The sequence below is a fragment of the Isoptericola sp. NPDC055881 genome (assembly GCF_053615895.1).
In genome coordinates this window covers 52,709-68,333 of the sequence record NZ_JBSHCR010000013.1, presented here as the reverse complement: position 1 = coordinate 68,333, position 15,625 = coordinate 52,709, and the positions used below count along the sequence as shown (strand labels likewise).

At 73.8% G+C, this 15,625-nt stretch carries 16 protein-coding genes, 1 tRNA gene and 1 riboswitch; of the genes, 13 read left to right on the top strand and 4 right to left on the bottom strand.

The features are described 5' to 3' along the window. The first annotated feature begins 163 nt into the window (after window positions 1–163). The 3 genes from ACWGKI_RS06615 to scpB are packed head-to-tail and all read left to right on the top strand — an operon-like array spanning window position 164 to window position 2,677. Window positions 164–979 carry a ParA family protein gene (locus ACWGKI_RS06615; protein WP_452185695.1) on the top strand — a complete coding sequence of 272 codons (816 nt, stop codon included), beginning with the start codon at window positions 164–166 and terminating at the stop codon, window positions 977–979. Continuing rightward, a complete protein-coding gene (locus ACWGKI_RS06610) occupies window positions 963–1,934 on the top strand; it encodes a segregation and condensation protein A (RefSeq protein WP_452185675.1) in 972 nt (323 codons plus the stop codon). The genes ACWGKI_RS06615 and ACWGKI_RS06610 overlap by 17 nt, the downstream gene beginning before the upstream one ends. Further along, complete coding sequence (scpB, locus tag ACWGKI_RS06605; RefSeq protein WP_452185673.1) at window positions 1,931–2,677, top strand: SMC-Scp complex subunit ScpB; 747 nt, start codon at window positions 1,931–1,933, stop codon at window positions 2,675–2,677. Before ACWGKI_RS06610 ends, scpB begins: the two co-directional genes overlap by 4 nt. 10 nt (window positions 2,678–2,687) lie before the next feature. Here scpB and ACWGKI_RS06600 read toward each other — a convergent pair whose 3' ends face one another. Then, the gene (locus tag ACWGKI_RS06600) at window positions 2,688–3,110 is read right to left on the bottom strand and encodes an organic hydroperoxide resistance protein (protein WP_452185671.1); all 423 of its coding nucleotides are present in this window, start codon (window positions 3,108–3,110) and stop codon (window positions 2,688–2,690) included. A 137-nt stretch (window positions 3,111–3,247) separates the two neighbouring features. Here ACWGKI_RS06600 and ACWGKI_RS06595 point away from each other — a divergent pair, with 137 nt between their 5' ends. The 10 genes from ACWGKI_RS06595 to ACWGKI_RS06550 all read left to right on the top strand — a co-directional run bounded on the left by ACWGKI_RS06595 (window position 3,248) and on the right by ACWGKI_RS06550 (window position 12,375). After that, window positions 3,248–3,874, top strand: a complete 627-nt coding sequence (locus ACWGKI_RS06595; protein WP_452185669.1) for a TetR/AcrR family transcriptional regulator — start codon at window positions 3,248–3,250, stop codon at window positions 3,872–3,874. A gap of 48 nt (window positions 3,875–3,922) precedes the next feature. Then, complete coding sequence (locus ACWGKI_RS06590; protein WP_380243618.1) at window positions 3,923–4,792, top strand: pseudouridine synthase; 870 nt, start codon at window positions 3,923–3,925, stop codon at window positions 4,790–4,792. Window positions 4,793–4,854: 62 nt separating this feature from the next. Next, entirely contained in the window at window positions 4,855–5,559 is a 705-nt protein-coding gene (cmk, locus tag ACWGKI_RS06585; RefSeq protein ID WP_452185667.1) for a (d)CMP kinase, read from the top strand. 92 nt (window positions 5,560–5,651) lie between these two features. Further along, complete coding sequence (der, locus tag ACWGKI_RS06580) at window positions 5,652–7,226, top strand: ribosome biogenesis GTPase Der (protein ID WP_452185665.1); 1,575 nt, start codon at window positions 5,652–5,654, stop codon at window positions 7,224–7,226. Between the two features lie 29 nt (window positions 7,227–7,255). Then, window positions 7,256–8,299, top strand: a complete 1,044-nt coding sequence (locus ACWGKI_RS06575; protein WP_452185663.1) for a hypothetical protein — start codon at window positions 7,256–7,258, stop codon at window positions 8,297–8,299. Between the two features lie 86 nt (window positions 8,300–8,385). Beyond that, window positions 8,386–8,515: riboswitch (FMN riboswitch) on the top strand. A 142-nt stretch (window positions 8,516–8,657) separates the two neighbouring features. Further along, on the top strand, window positions 8,658–9,776 hold the full coding sequence (ribD, locus tag ACWGKI_RS06570; RefSeq protein WP_452185661.1) for a bifunctional diaminohydroxyphosphoribosylaminopyrimidine deaminase/5-amino-6-(5-phosphoribosylamino)uracil reductase RibD: 1,119 nt from the start codon (window positions 8,658–8,660) through the stop codon (window positions 9,774–9,776). A 3-nt stretch (window positions 9,777–9,779) separates the two neighbouring features. Then, a complete protein-coding gene (locus ACWGKI_RS06565) occupies window positions 9,780–10,409 on the top strand; it encodes a riboflavin synthase (RefSeq protein ID WP_452185659.1) in 630 nt (209 codons plus the stop codon). Further along, on the top strand, window positions 10,406–11,722 hold the full coding sequence (locus ACWGKI_RS06560) for a bifunctional 3,4-dihydroxy-2-butanone-4-phosphate synthase/GTP cyclohydrolase II (protein WP_452185657.1): 1,317 nt from the start codon (window positions 10,406–10,408) through the stop codon (window positions 11,720–11,722). The genes ACWGKI_RS06565 and ACWGKI_RS06560 overlap by 4 nt, the downstream gene beginning before the upstream one ends. After that, window positions 11,719–12,246 (top strand): 6,7-dimethyl-8-ribityllumazine synthase, encoded by a 528-nt coding sequence (gene ribH, locus ACWGKI_RS06555; protein WP_452185655.1) that lies wholly within the window; start codon window positions 11,719–11,721, stop codon window positions 12,244–12,246. Before ACWGKI_RS06560 ends, ribH begins: the two co-directional genes overlap by 4 nt. Window positions 12,247–12,298: 52 nt before the next feature. Further along, window positions 12,299–12,375: transfer RNA gene (locus ACWGKI_RS06550), tRNA-Pro, on the top strand. 101 nt (window positions 12,376–12,476) lie between these two features. Here ACWGKI_RS06550 and ACWGKI_RS06545 read toward each other — a convergent pair. From ACWGKI_RS06545 to ACWGKI_RS06535, 3 genes are all read right to left on the bottom strand, one after another. Beyond that, window positions 12,477–12,863, bottom strand: coding sequence for a tyrosine-type recombinase/integrase (locus ACWGKI_RS06545; RefSeq protein ID WP_452185653.1), 387 nt, complete (start codon window positions 12,861–12,863; stop codon window positions 12,477–12,479). A gap of 465 nt (window positions 12,864–13,328) precedes the next feature. After that, window positions 13,329–13,877 carry a hypothetical protein gene (locus tag ACWGKI_RS06540; protein ID WP_452185651.1) on the bottom strand — a complete coding sequence of 183 codons (549 nt, stop codon included), beginning with the start codon at window positions 13,875–13,877 and terminating at the stop codon, window positions 13,329–13,331. A gap of 298 nt (window positions 13,878–14,175) precedes the next feature. Beyond that, window positions 14,176–15,288 (bottom strand): hypothetical protein, encoded by a 1,113-nt coding sequence (locus ACWGKI_RS06535; protein ID WP_452185649.1) that lies wholly within the window; start codon window positions 15,286–15,288, stop codon window positions 14,176–14,178. Between the last annotated feature and the right edge of the window lie 337 nt (window positions 15,289–15,625).

Here is a 15,625-nt window from a genome sequence, read left to right as displayed (position 1 = left end):
CTGGGGTAGCGTGACGCAGGTGAGCGAGGGACTCGGGAGCGACACCATGACGCAGACGACCACGAGCGACGCCTCACCGGCCGCGGACACCGCGACCAGCCCGGCCCCGGGGAGTCCGGCCGGCGGGTTCGAGGAGCCGCGCACCGACGTCGTCGGGCGGCCGATGCCCGACTTCCGCGACCCTTCGCCGCTGGCCTCGCACGGGCCCGCGCGCATCGTCGCGATGTGCAACCAGAAGGGTGGCGTCGGCAAGACCACCACCACGATCAACCTGGGTGCGGCGCTGGCCGAGTACGGGCGCCGGGTGCTGCTCGTCGACTTCGACCCCCAGGGCGCCGCGTCGGTCGGGGTGGGCGTCAGCCCCCACGACCTCGACCTGAGCGTCTACAACCTGCTCATGGAGCGGGACGTCAGCTTCACCGACGTCCGGCAGCCCACCCACATCGAGGGTCTCGACGTCCTGCCCGCCAACATCGACCTCTCCGCGGCGGAGGTGCAGCTCGTCGGCGAGGTGGCCCGCGAGTCGGTGCTGGCCCGCGCGCTGCGTCCTGCCCTGGACGACTACGACGTGATCCTGGTCGACTGCCAGCCGTCGCTCGGGCTGCTGACGGTGAACGCGCTGACGGCCGCCCACGGCGTGCTCATCCCGCTGGAGTGCGAGTTCTTCGCGCTGCGCGGCGTCGCGCTCCTCGTGGAGACCATCGAGAAGGTGCGCGACCGGCTCAACCCCGCGCTCGAGATCGACGGCATCCTGCCGACCATGTACGACTCGCGCACGCTGCACTCCCGCGAGGTCGTGGCCCGCGTGCACGAGGCCTTCGGCGACACCCTGCTGCACACCGTCATCGGGCGCACCGTGAAGTTCCCGGACGCCTCCGTCGCCGCGGAGCCGATCACCAACTACGCCCCGACGCACGCCGGGGCCGCCGCCTACCGGCAGCTCGCGCGCGAGCTCGTCGCCCGTGGTGACGCCGCCTGACGTCGCCGCGGGGCCTGCCGCCGACGTCGCGGAGCCCGAGGCCCCGGCCGCGGGCTTCCAGGTGCACCTCACGAACTTCACCGGGCCGTTCGACCTCCTGCTCTCGCTGATCGCGAAGCACGAGCTCGACGTCACCGAGGTGGCGCTCGCGGCCGTGACCGACGAGTTCGTGGCGCACATCCGGGCGGCCGACGAGGAGGCGCGCGCCGCGACGGCCCGCGGCGAGGAGCACCCGTCGTGGGACCTCGGGACCGCGAGCGAGTTCCTGGTGGTCGCGGCCACCCTCCTGGACCTCAAGGCGGCCCGGCTGCTGCCGGGACTCGTCGAGGAGGACGCCGAGGACCTGGAGCTCCTCGAGGCCCGGGACCTGCTGTTCGCGCGGCTGCTGCAGTACCGCGCCTACAAGGAGGTCTCCGGCATCCTCGCGGAGCGCTTGGAGACCGAGGGGCGACGGGTGCCGCGGTCGGTGCCGCTGGAGCCAGAGCTGACGGCGCTCCTGCCCGAGCTCGTGTGGACGCTGGACGGCGCCCGCCTGGCGGAGCTGGCGGCCAAGGCCCTCGAGCCGAAGGCGCCTCCCGTGGTGGGCCTGGACCACCTGCACGCCCCCGCGGTGAGCGTCCGGGAGCAGGCCGGCGTCGTGGCACGGCGGCTGCGGCGCGAGCACGTCGCCACGTTCCGCGCGCTCGTGGCGGGCGAGGAACGGCTCGTGGTCGTGGCACGCTTCCTCGCCCTCCTGGAGCTGTTCCGCAACGGCCGGGTCGCCTTCGAGCAGGCGTCGGCCCTTGGGGAGCTCACCGTGCGCTGGACGGCCGACGACGGAGGGCCGGACGGTGACGGGGAGGACGACGGCGAGCTCGCCGCCGGCTTCGAGGAGTTCGACGGGTCCCTCGCCCAGGACGGCGGGACGGACGGGCCTGCCGCGGGCGGGCGGGACATGACGGAGGTCGTGGCATGACGCAGGATACGGAGGCCGGCACGGACGCTGCGCCGGCCGAGTCGGACCGCACCGGTTCGGGCGCCGGTCCAGGGAGCGACGCCGCTGGACCGGAGGAGGCGGTGGCCGCCGGGGCGCTCGCGGTCGAGGTGGACGTCGACGACCTGCCAGGCGGGCTGGCGGCGGCGCTCGAGGCGGTGCTCATGGTCGCGGAGGCCTCGGTGCCGGTGGAGCGGCTGGCTGCGGGCGTGGCGCGCCCGGTCCCGGAGGTGTCCGCCGTGCTCGCGGAGCTGGCGGCGGAGTACCGCGGCGAGTCGGGCGGGCGTCCCCGCGGGTTCGAGCTGCGCGAGGGCGCCGACGGCTGGCGCATCTACTCGGCGCGGGCGCAGGCCGACGTCGTGGGAGCCTTCGTGCTCGAGGGGCAGTCGTCCCGGCTCAGCCAGGCGGCGCTGGAGACGCTCGCCGTCATCGCCTACCGCCAGCCGGTCACGCGCGGTCAGGTGTCCGCGGTGCGCGGCGTCAGCGTGGACGGTGTCGTGCGCACCCTGCTGGCGCGTGGCCTGATCGCCGAGACGGGCCAGGACCCGATGACCGGCGCGGTGCTGTTCGGCACCACGGGGGAGTTCCTGGACCGGATGGGCTGGACGTCGCTCGACGCCCTGCCGCCCCTCGCCCCGCACCTGCCCGACGTCGGGGAGGCGATCGGCCTGGACCCGTCCTCGGCCGGCCTCCGGGGCCGGGCCGAGGACGGGCTGGGGGCGTGAGCCCCGCGGATCAGGCGACGGTGGCGTCGACCGTCACGTCGACGTTGCCGCGCGTGGCGTTCGAGTAGGGGCACACCTGGTGGGCACCGGCCACGAGCGCGTCCGCGGTCGCCTGGTCGACGCCGCTCATCTCGGCATGCAGCGCGACGGCGAGGCGGAACCCGCCCTCCGGCGTGGGCAGGAGCGAGACCTCCGCGACCACGGCAGAGTCCGCCATGGGCGCCTTCTCGCGTCGGGCGACGAGCTTCAGCGCGGAGTGGAAGCACGCGGCGTACCCGGCGGCGAAGAGCTGTTCCGGGTTGGTGGCACCGCCGGTGCCACCCATCTCCTTGGGGATCGCGAGGTCGACGTCGAGCAGCCCGTCGTCGGACCGGGAACGCCCGTCCCGTCCGTCTCCGGTGGCGGTGGCGACCGCGGTGTACAGCGCGCTCATGGGGACCTCCTGATCGGGCCGACGGCGTCGGCCCCGTTGGTAGAGTTACTAGTTCGTCTACTAGATCACGCGGTGCCCGTTGCCGCAAGCACCCGGCGACGACGCGTCCCGGCCGGACGGCATGAGAGGTTGGAGCGATGAGAACGACGCAGGCCGGGACCGGCGCCCCGGGAGCCCGCCCCGAGCGGCGCGGGCGGGTGCGCGAGCGGATCCTCGAGGCGGGGAGCCGGCTGTTCTACGCGGACGGGATCAGGGCCGTGAGCGCCGACAAGGTCATCGCCGCGGCCGGCGTGTCCAAGGTCACGTTCTACCGGCACTTCCCCGGCAAGGACGATCTCGTCGTCGCCTACCTGGACGCGATCGGCGAGGAGGAGCGCGCCCTGCTCGCCCGGCTGCGGGCGGAGCACGAGAGCGACCCGGCCGGGACGCTCGCCGCGCTGGCGCAGGCGCTCGGGGCCGTGGCGACCGGCCCGCAGTTCCGCGGCTGCGCGTTCGTCAACGCCGGGGCCGAGTACGCCGACCCCGCGCACCAGGTGCGCCAGGCCGTGGCGCGGCACCGCGCGCGGTACGCGGAGTTCTTCGCCGACGTGGCGCGCGACGCCGGCGCGGACGACCCCCGGGCCGTGGCCGCGGAGCTCATGATGCTGCGGGACGGTGCCATGGTGTGCGGCGACGTGGACGACGAGGACGTCGTCGCACCCCGGCTCGCGGCTGCGTTCGCCGCCGTGCTGGCGCTGCACCGGCCCGCCACGACGGGGGGCTGACGCGGCGCCGTCGGGCAGGACCCGCCCGACCTGAGAGAATCGGGCACCATGAGCACCGAACGCCGCGGCGGGAGCCGCCGCACCAGCCGCCCGCAGGGACCCGCCGCACAGCGCCCGCAGCGCCCCCGCAAGGCCGCCCCCCGGCGGCCCGCCCCCCGATCGGACGAGCCGGACCGTGACGTCCACGTGGCGGACGGCGTCCGCCTGCAGAAGGTGCTCGCGCAGGCGGGGCTCGGGTCGCGCCGCAAGTGCGAGGACCTGATCGCCGAGGGGCACGTCGAGGTGGACGGGGTGCTCGTCACCGAGCTCGGCGTCCGCGTCGACCCTGCCACCGCCGTCGTGCACGTGGACGGGATGCGCGTCCAGCTGGACGCCTCGAAGGTGACGATCGCCCTCAACAAGCCGCTCGGCGTGGTGTCGACGATGAGCGACCCGGACGGCCGCCCGACGCTCGCGGACCTTGTGCGAGACCGCCCCGAGCGCCTGTTCCACGTCGGTCGCCTCGACGCCGACAGCGAGGGCCTGCTGCTGCTCACCAACGACGGCGAGCTCGCGAACCGGCTCGCGCACCCGCGCTACGAGATCCGCAAGACCTACCTCGTGACCGTGACCGGCGGCGAGTTCTACCCGCGCCACGGCAAGCAGCTGACCGACGGGGTCGAGCTCGAGGACGGGATCGCCCGCGCGGACAAGGTGCGCGTCGTCGACTCCGTGCCGGGCGAGACGATGCTCGAGGTCGTGCTCCACGAGGGCCGCAACCGGATCGTGCGCCGCATGCTCGACGCCGTCGGCTTCCCGGTCACGCGCCTGGTGCGGACCCGGATCGGCCCGATCGCGCTGGGTGACCTGCGGGTCGGGCGCACGCGGGTGCTCGGTCGCACCGAGCTCGGCACCCTGATGCGCGACGTCGACATGTGACGTCGCCGCACCCGTCCTCCCGTCCAGCAGACACCGCGCGACATCCCGCGCGACAACAGAAGGTGAGCTCACACGTGGTCGTCATCGCCGTCGACGGTCCCTCCGGGTCCGGAAAGTCCAGCGTCTCGAAGGCGGTGGCCGCCCGGCTCGGGCTGGCCTACCTCGACACGGGGGCGATGTATCGCGCCGCGACGCTGTGGTGCGTCGAGGGCGGCACCGACCTGGCCGACCAGGCCGCGGTCGCGGACGCCGTGCGCGCCATGCCGCTGGAGATAGGTCTGGACCCCGCGGCGCCCACCGTGCACCTGGACGGTCGCGACGTCGCCGAGGCGATCCGCACCACCGAGGTCTCCACGGCCGTGTCCCAGGTCGCCACGAACCTGGAGGTCCGCGCGGAGCTGCGGCGGCGCCAGCGCGACGCGATCGAGGCGGAGAACGCACCCGACGGCTTCTCGGGTGGCCAGGGCATCGTGGCCGAGGGCCGCGACATCACGACCGTCGTCGCGCCCGACGCCGACGCCCGCGTGCTGCTCACCGCGAGCGAGGAGGCGCGCCTGCGCCGGCGGTCGCTCGAGGTGCACGGCGCGGCCGACGCCGGCTCCGTCGAGGCCACCCGCGACCAGGTGCTGCGGCGCGACCGCGACGACTCGACCGTGAGCCAGTTCCAGGTCGCGGCGGACGGCGTCGTGACCGTCGACTCGTCGGACCTCGACTTCGACCAGACGGTCGACGCGGTCCTCGCCGTGGTGGCCCAGGTCACCGCCTGACGGCCTCGCCCGCCGGTCGTCCCGGTGGCCCGAGGGCACGGTGACGGGCGTCTCGTTCGTGACACGCCGCTCGGCCTGGGAGAATGGTGCCCATGACCTCTCCCGCCGACGGCTCCGTGCCCGCTGCCGAGCCCACCGACGACCCCACCACCGCGCCCGCCCCCGCGGCCGCTGCGGAGGCCGCGGAGGAGCCTGAGCTCGACGCCGTGGCCGAGGTCCTCGAGTCCGACGCGGACGACGAGGCGCGCGAGCGCGCCCTGCGTGCCGGGCTGGAGGACTTCGACCTCGACGAGTCCGACCGCGCCCTGCTGGACGCCGAGTGGGACGAGGACGACCTCGGGCCGGGCGAGGCGCCGCTGCCGGTGCTCGCCGTCGTCGGCCGCCCGAACGTCGGCAAGTCGACCCTGGTCAACCGCATCCTCGGCCGCCGCGAGGCCGTCGTCGAGGACACCCCGGGCGTCACGCGCGACCGCGTCAGCTACCCCGGCGAGTGGGCGGGTCGCGAGTTCGTCCTGGTGGACACCGGCGGCTGGGAGGTCGACGTCGCCGGCATCGAGTCGAAGGTCGCCGACCAGGCCGAGGTCGCGGTCGGCCTGGCCGACGCCGTGATCTTCGTCGTGGACTCGACGGTCGGTGCGACGTCGACCGACGAGCGCGTCGTCGAGCTGCTGCGCCGGTCGGGCAAGCCCGTCGTGCTGTGCGCCAACAAGGTCGACGGCCCGTCCGGCGAGGCGGACGCCGCCTACCTGTGGGCCCTCGGGCTGGGGGAGCCGCACCCCGTGTCCGCCCTGCACGGGCGTGGCACCGGCGACCTGCTCGACGCCGCGATGAAGGTGCTGCCCGAGGTGTCCGAGCACGGCGAGCTGCGGCCTGCCGGCCCGCGCCGCGTGGCGCTCGTCGGTCGCCCGAACGTCGGCAAGTCGTCGTTGCTGAACAAGATCGCGGGCGCCGAGCGTGTCGTCGTCGACGAGATCGCCGGCACCACCCGCGACCCTGTCGACGAGCTCGTCGAGATCAAGGGTGTGCCGTACTGGTTCGTCGACACGGCGGGTATCCGCCGGCGCGTGCACCAGACGCGCGGCGCGGACTTCTACGCCTCCTTGCGCACCCAGGCGGCGATCGAGAAGGCCGAGGTCGCGGTGGTGCTCGTCGACGCCTCCGAGCCGATGACCGAGCAGGACACGCGCGTCATCTCGCAGGCCGTCGACGCCGGGCGCGCCCTCGTCATCGCGTACAACAAGTGGGACCTCATGGACGAGGACCGCCGCCCGTACCTCGAGCGTGAGATCGAGAAGGACCTGGTCCAGGTGCAGTGGGCGCCGCGCGTCAACGTGTCGGCCCGTACCGGCTGGCACACCGACCGGCTCACCCGCGCGCTCGAGACGTCGCTCGAGTCCTGGGACACCCGGATCCCGACCGGACGTCTCAACGCGTTCCTCGGCGAGCTCGTGGCCGCGCACCCGCACCCCCTGCGCGGCGGCAAGCAGCCGCGCATCCTGTTCGGCACTCAGGCGTCCACGCGCCCGCCGCGCTTCGTCATCTTCGCGACGGGCTTCCTGGAGGCCGGGTACCGCCGGTTCATCGAGCGTCGCCTGCGCGAGACGTTCGGCTTCGAGGGCTCGCCGATCGAGATCAGCGTGCGCGTGCGGGAGAAGCGGCGGCGGTGACGCCCCGGTGAGCCGCCCGTGAGTCGCCGATGAGCGCTGCCCCGCTCGCCCGGAGGGGTCGCCTGCTGCGCCTCGGCGCGGCGCGCGACACCTCCGCCGTGCGGCACCTGGTCACGTTCCTCGTGGTGAGCGTGGCCACGGTGCTGGTCACGCGGTTCCTGCTCGCCGTCTCGGGCTACCCGCAGGTGGGCGGCGGCGAACTGCACGTGGCGCACGTCCTGTGGGGCGGCCTCGGCATGGCGCTCGCGGTGGTGGTGCTGCTCTCGTGGGTGGGGCCGGCGCTGCGTTCGCTGGGGGCGATGCTCGGCGGGGTCGGCTTCGGCCTGTTCGTCGACGAGATCGGCAAGTTCGTCACCTCCGACAACGACTACTTCTACGCGCCGACGGCGGCGCTCATCTACGCGGTCGTCGTGGTCCTGGTCCTCCTTGTCGAGGCGCTGCACGGGCGGCGGGCCCATCACCCCGCCGAGTACCTGGCCGTCGCGACCGACCGTGCCGTCGCTGGGGTCGCGGGCGGGTTCACCGACGCCGAGCGCGAGGAGGCGCGAGGTCTCGTCGCCCGCGGCCGCGGGGAGCCCGGCGCGGACGAGGTGTCCGCCCTGGTCGAGGCCGTGCCGCGCGACGACGTGGCGGTACCGGACCTGGTGCGCGTCCTCGTACGGCGCGCGTCCGGATGGTTCGCCGAGGCGCTGGAGCACCGGTGGGCCGCGGCGGTCGTCGTCGTCGCCGTGCTGGGCACCGTGACGTCGTCGCTGGTCGTCGGGCTCCGCGTCCTGACCGGGGGAGTCGACGTCCCGGGCTGGGTCGGCGTCGGCATCCTCGCGGCCGTGGCGGCGACGGTGGCGTGCGTCGTGCGGGGAGTCCTCGTCGGGTCCGGCGACCACCGTGGCGGGGCGGTGTGGGTGCGACGCGGCGTGCTCGTGAGCCTGCTCGTCACACAGCTCCTGGCCTTCCGGGCGGTGCAGTGGGCGGCGGTGTCCGGGCTGGTCGTGGACCTGCTGGTGCTGGCGGCGCTCGGGGTCGCGCTCGGCCGGGACGACGACCTGCGCACCGCTCGCGGGACGACACGCTGACCGGTGGCCGCCGGGTGACGTGCGCCACCCGCGCTTGCCAGGAGGCGGCGCCGCGTGGCACGGTCGACGGTGACGAGCGAACTTGCTCGCGTGCTCTGGGGTCGGTGAAATTCCGAGCCGGCGGTGAAAGTCCGCGACCCGGTCACAGCCTGTGACCGGTTGACCAGGTGGAACTCCTGGACCGACGGTCAAAGTCCGGATGGGAAGCGCACGCGACGGCTCCCCGTCCGGTCCGTCCCCGGCCCTCGTGGGCCGACGCCACCCCGCGTGGCGTCGCGCGGACCGGCCGGTCGCGAGCACGTCTGACCCTGCCTTCCTGCACCCCGGGGTCCGCGACCGGACGACAGGGGCAGGACACATGGAACAGCCGCAGGCGGAGTCCCCGACGACGCGCGCCGGCGCGACCGGGGCCGATGCCACCGGGGCGGAGCGGGCCGCGATGCGGCGGGCGCTCGAGCTCGCCGCGCGGATCCCCCCTCGGGGCCCCAACCCCCGCGTGGGCTGCTTGCTGCTGGACGCGGAGGGCGCGACCCTCGCCGAGGGCTTCCACCTCGGTGCCGGCACGCCGCACGCCGAGGTCGAAGCGCTGCGCGCCGCCGTCGGCCGGCTCGGGCCGGCCGCCGCGCGCGGCGCGACCGCCGTCGTCACCCTCGAGCCCTGCAACCACCACGGGCGCACCGGCCCGTGCGTCGACGCCCTCCTGGACGCCGGAGTCCGGCGCGTCGTGCACGCGCAGCACGACCCCAACCCTGCCGCCTCGGGAGGCGCCGCGCGGCTGCGCGCCGCCGGCGTCGACGTCGTCGGCGGGGTCCTCACCGACGAGGCACGCGCGCTCAACGACAGCTGGACCCGCGCGCTCGAGCTCGGCCGGCCCGTGGTGACCTGGAAGGTCGCGAGCACCCTGGACGGGCGTGCCGCGGCCGCCGACGGCACCTCGCGCTGGATCACCGGCCGGGCAGCGCGGCACGACGTGCACCGCCTGCGCGTCGCCTCGGACGCCGTCATGGTCGGCACCGGCACGGCCCTGGCCGATGACCCGGACCTCGGCGTGCGCCACGCACCCCTGACGGGCCCGCAGCCCGCGCGGGTCGTCGTCGGCCTCCGCGAGCTGCCGGCGTCGTCACGGCTCGCACGTGCCGCTGCCGCCGGCGAGACCGTGGCCCACCTGCGCACCCACGACCCGCACGAGGTGCTGGAGCAGCTCTGGTACCAGGAGCACCGGCGCGTGCTGTTGGAGGGCGGCCCCGCGCTGGCCGCCGCGTTCTGGCGCGCCGGCCTGGTCGACGAGGTCGTCGCCTACGTCGCCCCCGCGCTCCTGGGCGTCGGCGCCTCCGCCGTCGCCGACCTCGGGATCGGCACCATCGCCGACGCCGCCCGCCTCGACCTGATCGACGTGACCGTCCTGCCCCAGGACCCCGCCGACCCCACCGACACCCCCACCGTGCGGCTCACCCTGCGGCCGCGGAAGGAGCGCTGAACCATGTTCACCGGCATCGTGGAGGAGCTCGGCACCGTCGTCTCCGTGCGTGAGCACGCGGACGGCGCGCGCATCACCCTCGCCGCGGACACCGTCCTGGCGGGCACCCGGGACGGCGACTCGATCGCCGTCGACGGCTGCTGCCTGACCGTCGCGGAGACCGGCGAGCACGGCGGTCGCCGCACCTGGACCGCCGACCTCATGGCCGAGACCCTCCGGCGCACCAGCCTGGGCGAGCGGCGACCCGGCGACGAGGTCAACCTCGAGCGGGCGCTCGCGGCGGACGGGCGGTTCGGCGGGCACGTCGTGCAGGGCCACGTGGACGGCGTCGGGACGGTGCTCGCCCGGACGCCCGGCACACAGTGGGAGGTCGTGGAGATCGCGCTGCCCGCAGACCTGGCCCGGTACGTCGTGGCGCAGGGCTCCATCGCGGTCGACGGCGTGAGCCTGACCGTGGTGAGCGTCGGGGATGCCTCGTTCACCGTGAGCCTCATCCCGGAGACGCGGGCGCGCACCACCCTCGGCCACCGAGCCGTGGGGGAGAAGGTCAACCTGGAGGTCGACGTGCTCAGCAAGTACGTGGAGCGCCACCTCGCCCACGGCCTGGCCGCCACGGCAGGGGCGGCGCTGTGAGCGCCGCCGTCGACCGGGTCGCGCGCGCCGTCGCCGACGTCGCCGCCGGCCGGCCCGTCGTCGTCGCCGACGACGCCAGCCGCGAGAACGAGGGCGACCTCATCTTCGCCGCCGACGCCGCCACCCCGGAGCTCATGGGCTTCCTGGTGCGGCACAGCAGCGGCCTCGTGTGCGTGGGCGTGGCGGGCGAGATCCTCGACCGGCTCGGGCTGCCGCTCATGGTCGAGGCGAACCAGGACGCTTTCCGGACCGCCTACACGGTGACCGTGGACGCCGCCGCCGGCGGCACGACCGGCATCTCCGGCGCCGACCGAGCGCGCACCGCCCGGCTGCTCGCCGACCCGGCGTCGGCGCCCGCCGACCTGACCCGGCCGGGGCACGTGCTCCCGCTGCGCGCCCGGCCCGGCGGGGTGCTGGAGCGGCGTGGGCACACCGAGGCCGCCGTCGACCTCGCGCGCCTCGCCGGGCGCGGCGAGGCGGGCGTGCTCGCCGAGCTCGTGCACGACGACGGCACGATGATGCGGCTCCCGGCGCTGCGCGAGTTCGCCGCCGCCCACGACCTCACCCTGATCAGCGTGGCCGACCTCGTCGCCTACCGGAAGGCCACGGAGATGCTGGTCGAGCGGGTCGCCGTCACCACCCTGCCCACCCGCCACGGCGACCTCACCGCCGTCGCGTACCGGGACACCCGCACCGGCGACGAGCACGTGGCCCTCGTGGCCGGCCCCCTGGACGCCCTCGCGGACCCGGCCGGGGCGCCGGTCCTGACGCGCGTGCACTCCGAGTGCCTGACCGGTGACGCGTTCGGCAGCCTGCGCTGCGACTGCGGTCCCCAGCTCGACGAGTCGCTGCGGCGGGTCGTCGCGGCCGGGCGCGGCGTCGTCGTCTACCTGCGCGGGCACGAGGGGCGAGGCATCGGCCTGGCCGCCAAGCTCGCCGCCTACGCGCTGCAGGACGCCGGCCGGGACACCGTCGACGCCAACCTCGACCAGGGGCTGCCCGCCGACGCCCGCGACTACACCGCCGCCGCGCACGTGCTGCGCGACCTCGGCGTGCCGCGCGTCCGCCTGCTCACGAACAACCCCGCCAAGGTCGACGGCCTCGTCGCCGGGGGAGCGGACATCGTCGAGCGCGTGCCGCTCGCCCTGCCCGCCCACCCGCGCACCCTCGGCTACCTGCGCACCAAGCGTGACCGCATGGGCCACGACCTGCCGCACCTCACCGACACCCTGCACGACGCACCGACCGGAGGAGCTCCGATGCACCGCACCCCGACCACGCCCGCCCCGATCGCCGCCGGGGCGACCCGATGAGCGGCGCCGGCGCCCCCGCCGTCGCCCCCGTGGACTGCTCCGACCTGCGCGTGGCCGTCGTCGCCGCGAGCTGGCACCAGGTCGTCATGGACGGCCTCCTCGACGGCGCCCTGCGGGCGTGCGCCGACCACCAGGTCGCCGAGCCCCGGGTCGTGCGCGTGCCGGGCTCGTTCGAGCTGCCCGTGGCCGCGCAGGCGCTCGCGGCGGCCGGGTACGACGCCGTCGTCGCGCTGGGCGTCGTGATCCGCGGCGGCACGCCGCACTTCGACTACGTGTGCGCCGCCGCGACCGACGGGCTCAACCGCGTGGCCCTCGACCACACCGTGCCCGTCGGCTTCGGGCTCCTGACCTGCGACGACGAGCAGCAGGCCCTCGACCGCGCCGGGCTGGCCGGATCCCACGAGGACAAGGGGTACGAGGCCGCGGCCGCTGCCCTCGCCACCGCGCGCGTGCTGGGCGAGGTCCGTGACTCTCCGCTGACCGGTGCCCGCGTCGATGCAGGAGCAGTGTCCGACCTGGGGTAGTATTTCGGTCGGCCCTCCGGGGTGGCACCACGGTGCCACGTTGACGGGCCGACGGGCTGTGGCGCAGCTTGGTAGCGCACTTGACTGGGGGTCAAGGGGTCGCAGGTTCAAATCCTGTCAGCCCGACCAGGGTGAAAGCCCAGGTCAGAGGCCGTTTCCACTACGGTGGGGACGGCCTCTCGTTGTCTCTCGACCAGGCGTGACCACCATTTCCGACCACCATCGGTGGCTCAGACGGCCCTCGGGCGGCCGTTGAGAGCGGCGTCGAGCGTCGCCATGGCGGCCTTTGTCACGTCCGGCTGAAGGTGCCCGTACGTGTCCGCCGTGACCGTGATGGACGCGTGCCCGAGGACGTCCGAGACGACCTTGAGCCCGACGCCCGACGAGAGCATGAGGGATGCCGCCGTGTGCCTCAGGGTGTGGAGGCCGACGTCCTCCAGCCCGGACCGCTTCGCTGCCGTCGTGAGGGCGCGTAGCGCGTTGCGCGGGTCAAGGGGACGGCCCAGGTCGGTGGTGAAAACGTGCCCCTTGTCGGCCCCGCTGGTCGCCCGCCTTGAGCCGGGCGCGTGCCTGCGTTGCCTTGACCGAGCGCAGCACCGAGACCGTGCCCTCAGCAAGATGCACGGTCCGCCGGGACCGGTCCGTCTTCGTGGGCGAGACGACCAGCGAGCCGCCGGTGCGCGAGAGAGTGCCGGTAACGCGGGCAGTGCCGTTCGTCAGGTCAACCTGCGACCAGTGCAGCGCGAGCGCCTCACCCCGACGAATCTCGGTGGAGACGGCTGCTCCATGCGCTCACGCCACATCTCCCGCGCGAGGTCCGCGTCCGGGTGCGGCACCTGCCCGAAGTAGTTCCGCACCGCCCGGTAGGCCGCCGACTTGTCCGCGTACCCGACTGTCTGTGCGACCTGAGCCCACGTCGCGCCCGCGACCCGGGCCGTCCAGGCCCGTTGCGCCCGCACCTCAGCGCTCACCTGCCGGTTCAGCGCCGCCGTTGACACGGGGTTGACCTCGCCCATTCTCCGAGTGTGGACCGCGAGGTTCCTGGAAACCTGGGGCTTCGTGATCCCGCGATGGTGACGGCCTCAGCTGTCCTCGGCCGCTGCATCTGAAGGCCGCACGAGGTCGAGGATCCCCCCTGAATCACGGCTCCATTCGTTGCTTGGAACGTCGCGAAAGAACCACAACGCCCGGTGCGGGTTCCCGGGCAGGTCGACGCAGATCGACTCGCCGGGACGGATTGCGGGGCGAGACACCTCGAACGAAGTGGCTCCCTGCCCGTCGTCGACACACGGCGTCACGTCAAACACGGGCATTTCGCTCTGGTTCGCTATCCAGAGCCGATGCGTTGGTTCCGGAGGTAGATCCTCCCCGCACCATTCCCAGATTTCTGGAGGGTCGGTGTCGCGCCACACGGCAACGTGCCGAGCCTGATGCTCTCGGTCGCGGCGGACCTCAGCAGCAACCGCACGGTCCCGGTCCTGTTCGAGTCGGGCTATTTCCCGCGATGCTGCGCGCTGCTCCCGTAACCCGAGAACAACAGCCACGATCACCGTCCCGACAGTCCCGACGGCAGTCATGATGTCCCACAGCCCGGCCGAGTCGCGTACGACTACCTCGATGGTGAATGCCACGGACCGACGGTAGCGAAGTCCCGAGCGCGCGACCCGGCAGCGCCCGGGTGCCACGAGTGTGGCCCAGGTGAAGGGGCAACCTCGGCGCGCAGCGAAGCGAGCACCGGGGGCGGCAGCCCGACCGTCACGGCCCTGCCCAGACGAGCACGCACTCGTGACCGCGATCCCCTGGCGAGTGTCCGGTAAGTCCGGTCCGATCTTGTGCGAGGCGGCAGCCACCTACAGAGGCGGGGAGCGTCTGCTCCGCGTAGGCGTATACCGAATCGTCAAGGCGCGGGGGGTGTCAGGTTGACCCCCGTCACGACCACCATTGGGCGGTCGTGATGGTGGTCGCAGTGTGTACGGAGCGTGCAGTGCGACGCAGAGGGCAGCATTTGCAACGGTCTGCGTCGCACTGCAACGTCGATCCGCTATCTGGGGGTCCGAAGTACGGCTCCTCGGTCAGCATGTGCTCCGCGTCATCGGCCAGGTCTGCACGGCCTTCGACACGCCCCACGATCGTTGTGGCGTCTCCCGCCCAGGCCCGAACGGACATGACCGCAAGTCGGTATCCGCGCCCGAGGTTCGACATCATCGCGCCATCGGGCTGCATCGGCGGCAGCGGGATCAGGCGCTTGCCCGCGCGGGTGGTCACCGGTCCGAGGGCCTCGAACCGACCGCGACCGACCGACCACACTCGCGTGACCGTCCCCTCGATGGCGGCACGGTTGCGCCCGAGGTAGTCGAGCCGGGTCGCGACCCCCCACCAGGTTGCCAGGTTGGTCGCGGCGCGTTCGCCGTAGATGTCCCCGACCAGGGAGCGGCCGCCGGTCAGGAAGTCGAGCGCTGCATACTCGTAGTCGAACCCGGTGGCGTCCCAGTCAGCGAAGACATCGGCCGGCTCACGGATCCGCATTGCCTGCTCGAACAGGTGCACGGTGGCAGCCGGGACGTCGCCGGCCGCGACACCGAAGGCGGCGGCCCAGCCGTTGAGGCTCGTGGTGTCGGTGCCGCGCTGTGGGTAGTACTTGCGGTCCAGTGCCGTGGTCACGACGTTCACGTGATAGTTCACAGGCAGCATGAGGGACGCCTGGAGAGCTTGGGCGAGCCGAGGGGTCTCGTTGCGCACCGCCGTGACCACCGCGCGCAGGGTCGCCTCGTCGGGGAACAACAGCCGCCCCTGGGTGACCCGGGAGGCAAAGACGGCCTGCTCCAAGGTGCGCTGCATCCCTCGAGTCAGCAGCGCCTGGCCCTGTCGTCGCCCGCCGGGGTTGAAGCTGGTCACCATGAACCGCTTCCCCGGGGCGCTCGTGACCACGTAGAGAGGGACCGGCGGGCCGGAGATCGCTCCGGGACGCTCCAGGCGCGCGACGGGCCTGCCCACACGGGTCGCCTTGGCGGTCTTCTCGGCGTCGTACTCGCTGGGGCGCATGAGGCAGGCTCCTGTTCGGGGGTGCTCGACGGAACCTCATGTGGGCAGCCCGGTGGCGCTGCTCCGGCCCTCGGCGCGGCTTGGTCAGTGGGTGCCGGGGCGGCCAGAGGGGCAGGCCCATGTCTGAGGTTGTTCGCACTCAGGTGGCCCTCCGCACGGCACTCGATGACCGTGGCCATCGCCCGTGCTGAGGTCGCGGCGGGCCGCGCGGTTTTTCACCCGCTCGGCGTCTTCCCGGGGCAACGGTCGTGGCGGTAGTTTCCGGGCAGCTCACAGTCGAGATTGTGGCATTCACAGTCGAATACCAGGGATGGTGCGTTCGTGCGGTCTGGGCGGG

Excerpts from the sequence above, each read along its gene's own strand:
- ACWGKI_RS06615 (WP_452185695.1), top strand. The coding sequence starts at position 164 with ATGCCCGACTTCCGCGACCCTTCGCCGCTGGCCTCGCACGGGCCCGCG.
- ribD (WP_452185661.1), top strand. The coding sequence starts at position 8,658 with ATGGAACAGCCGCAGGCGGAGTCCCCGACGACGCGCGCCGGCGCGACC.
- scpB (WP_452185673.1), top strand. The coding sequence starts at position 1,931 with ATGACGCAGGATACGGAGGCCGGCACGGACGCTGCGCCGGCCGAGTCG.
- ribH (WP_452185655.1), top strand. The coding sequence starts at position 11,719 with ATGAGCGGCGCCGGCGCCCCCGCCGTCGCCCCCGTGGACTGCTCCGAC.
- ACWGKI_RS06565 (WP_452185659.1), top strand. The coding sequence starts at position 9,780 with ATGTTCACCGGCATCGTGGAGGAGCTCGGCACCGTCGTCTCCGTGCGT.
- ACWGKI_RS06575 (WP_452185663.1), top strand. The coding sequence starts at position 7,256 with ATGAGCGCTGCCCCGCTCGCCCGGAGGGGTCGCCTGCTGCGCCTCGGC.
- der (WP_452185665.1), top strand. The coding sequence starts at position 5,652 with ATGACCTCTCCCGCCGACGGCTCCGTGCCCGCTGCCGAGCCCACCGAC.
- ACWGKI_RS06595 (WP_452185669.1), top strand. The coding sequence starts at position 3,248 with ATGAGAACGACGCAGGCCGGGACCGGCGCCCCGGGAGCCCGCCCCGAG.
- ACWGKI_RS06600 (WP_452185671.1), bottom strand. The coding sequence starts at position 3,110 with ATGAGCGCGCTGTACACCGCGGTCGCCACCGCCACCGGAGACGGACGG.
- ACWGKI_RS06535 (WP_452185649.1), bottom strand. The coding sequence starts at position 15,288 with ATGCGCCCCAGCGAGTACGACGCCGAGAAGACCGCCAAGGCGACCCGT.
- ACWGKI_RS06590 (WP_380243618.1), top strand. The coding sequence starts at position 3,923 with ATGAGCACCGAACGCCGCGGCGGGAGCCGCCGCACCAGCCGCCCGCAG.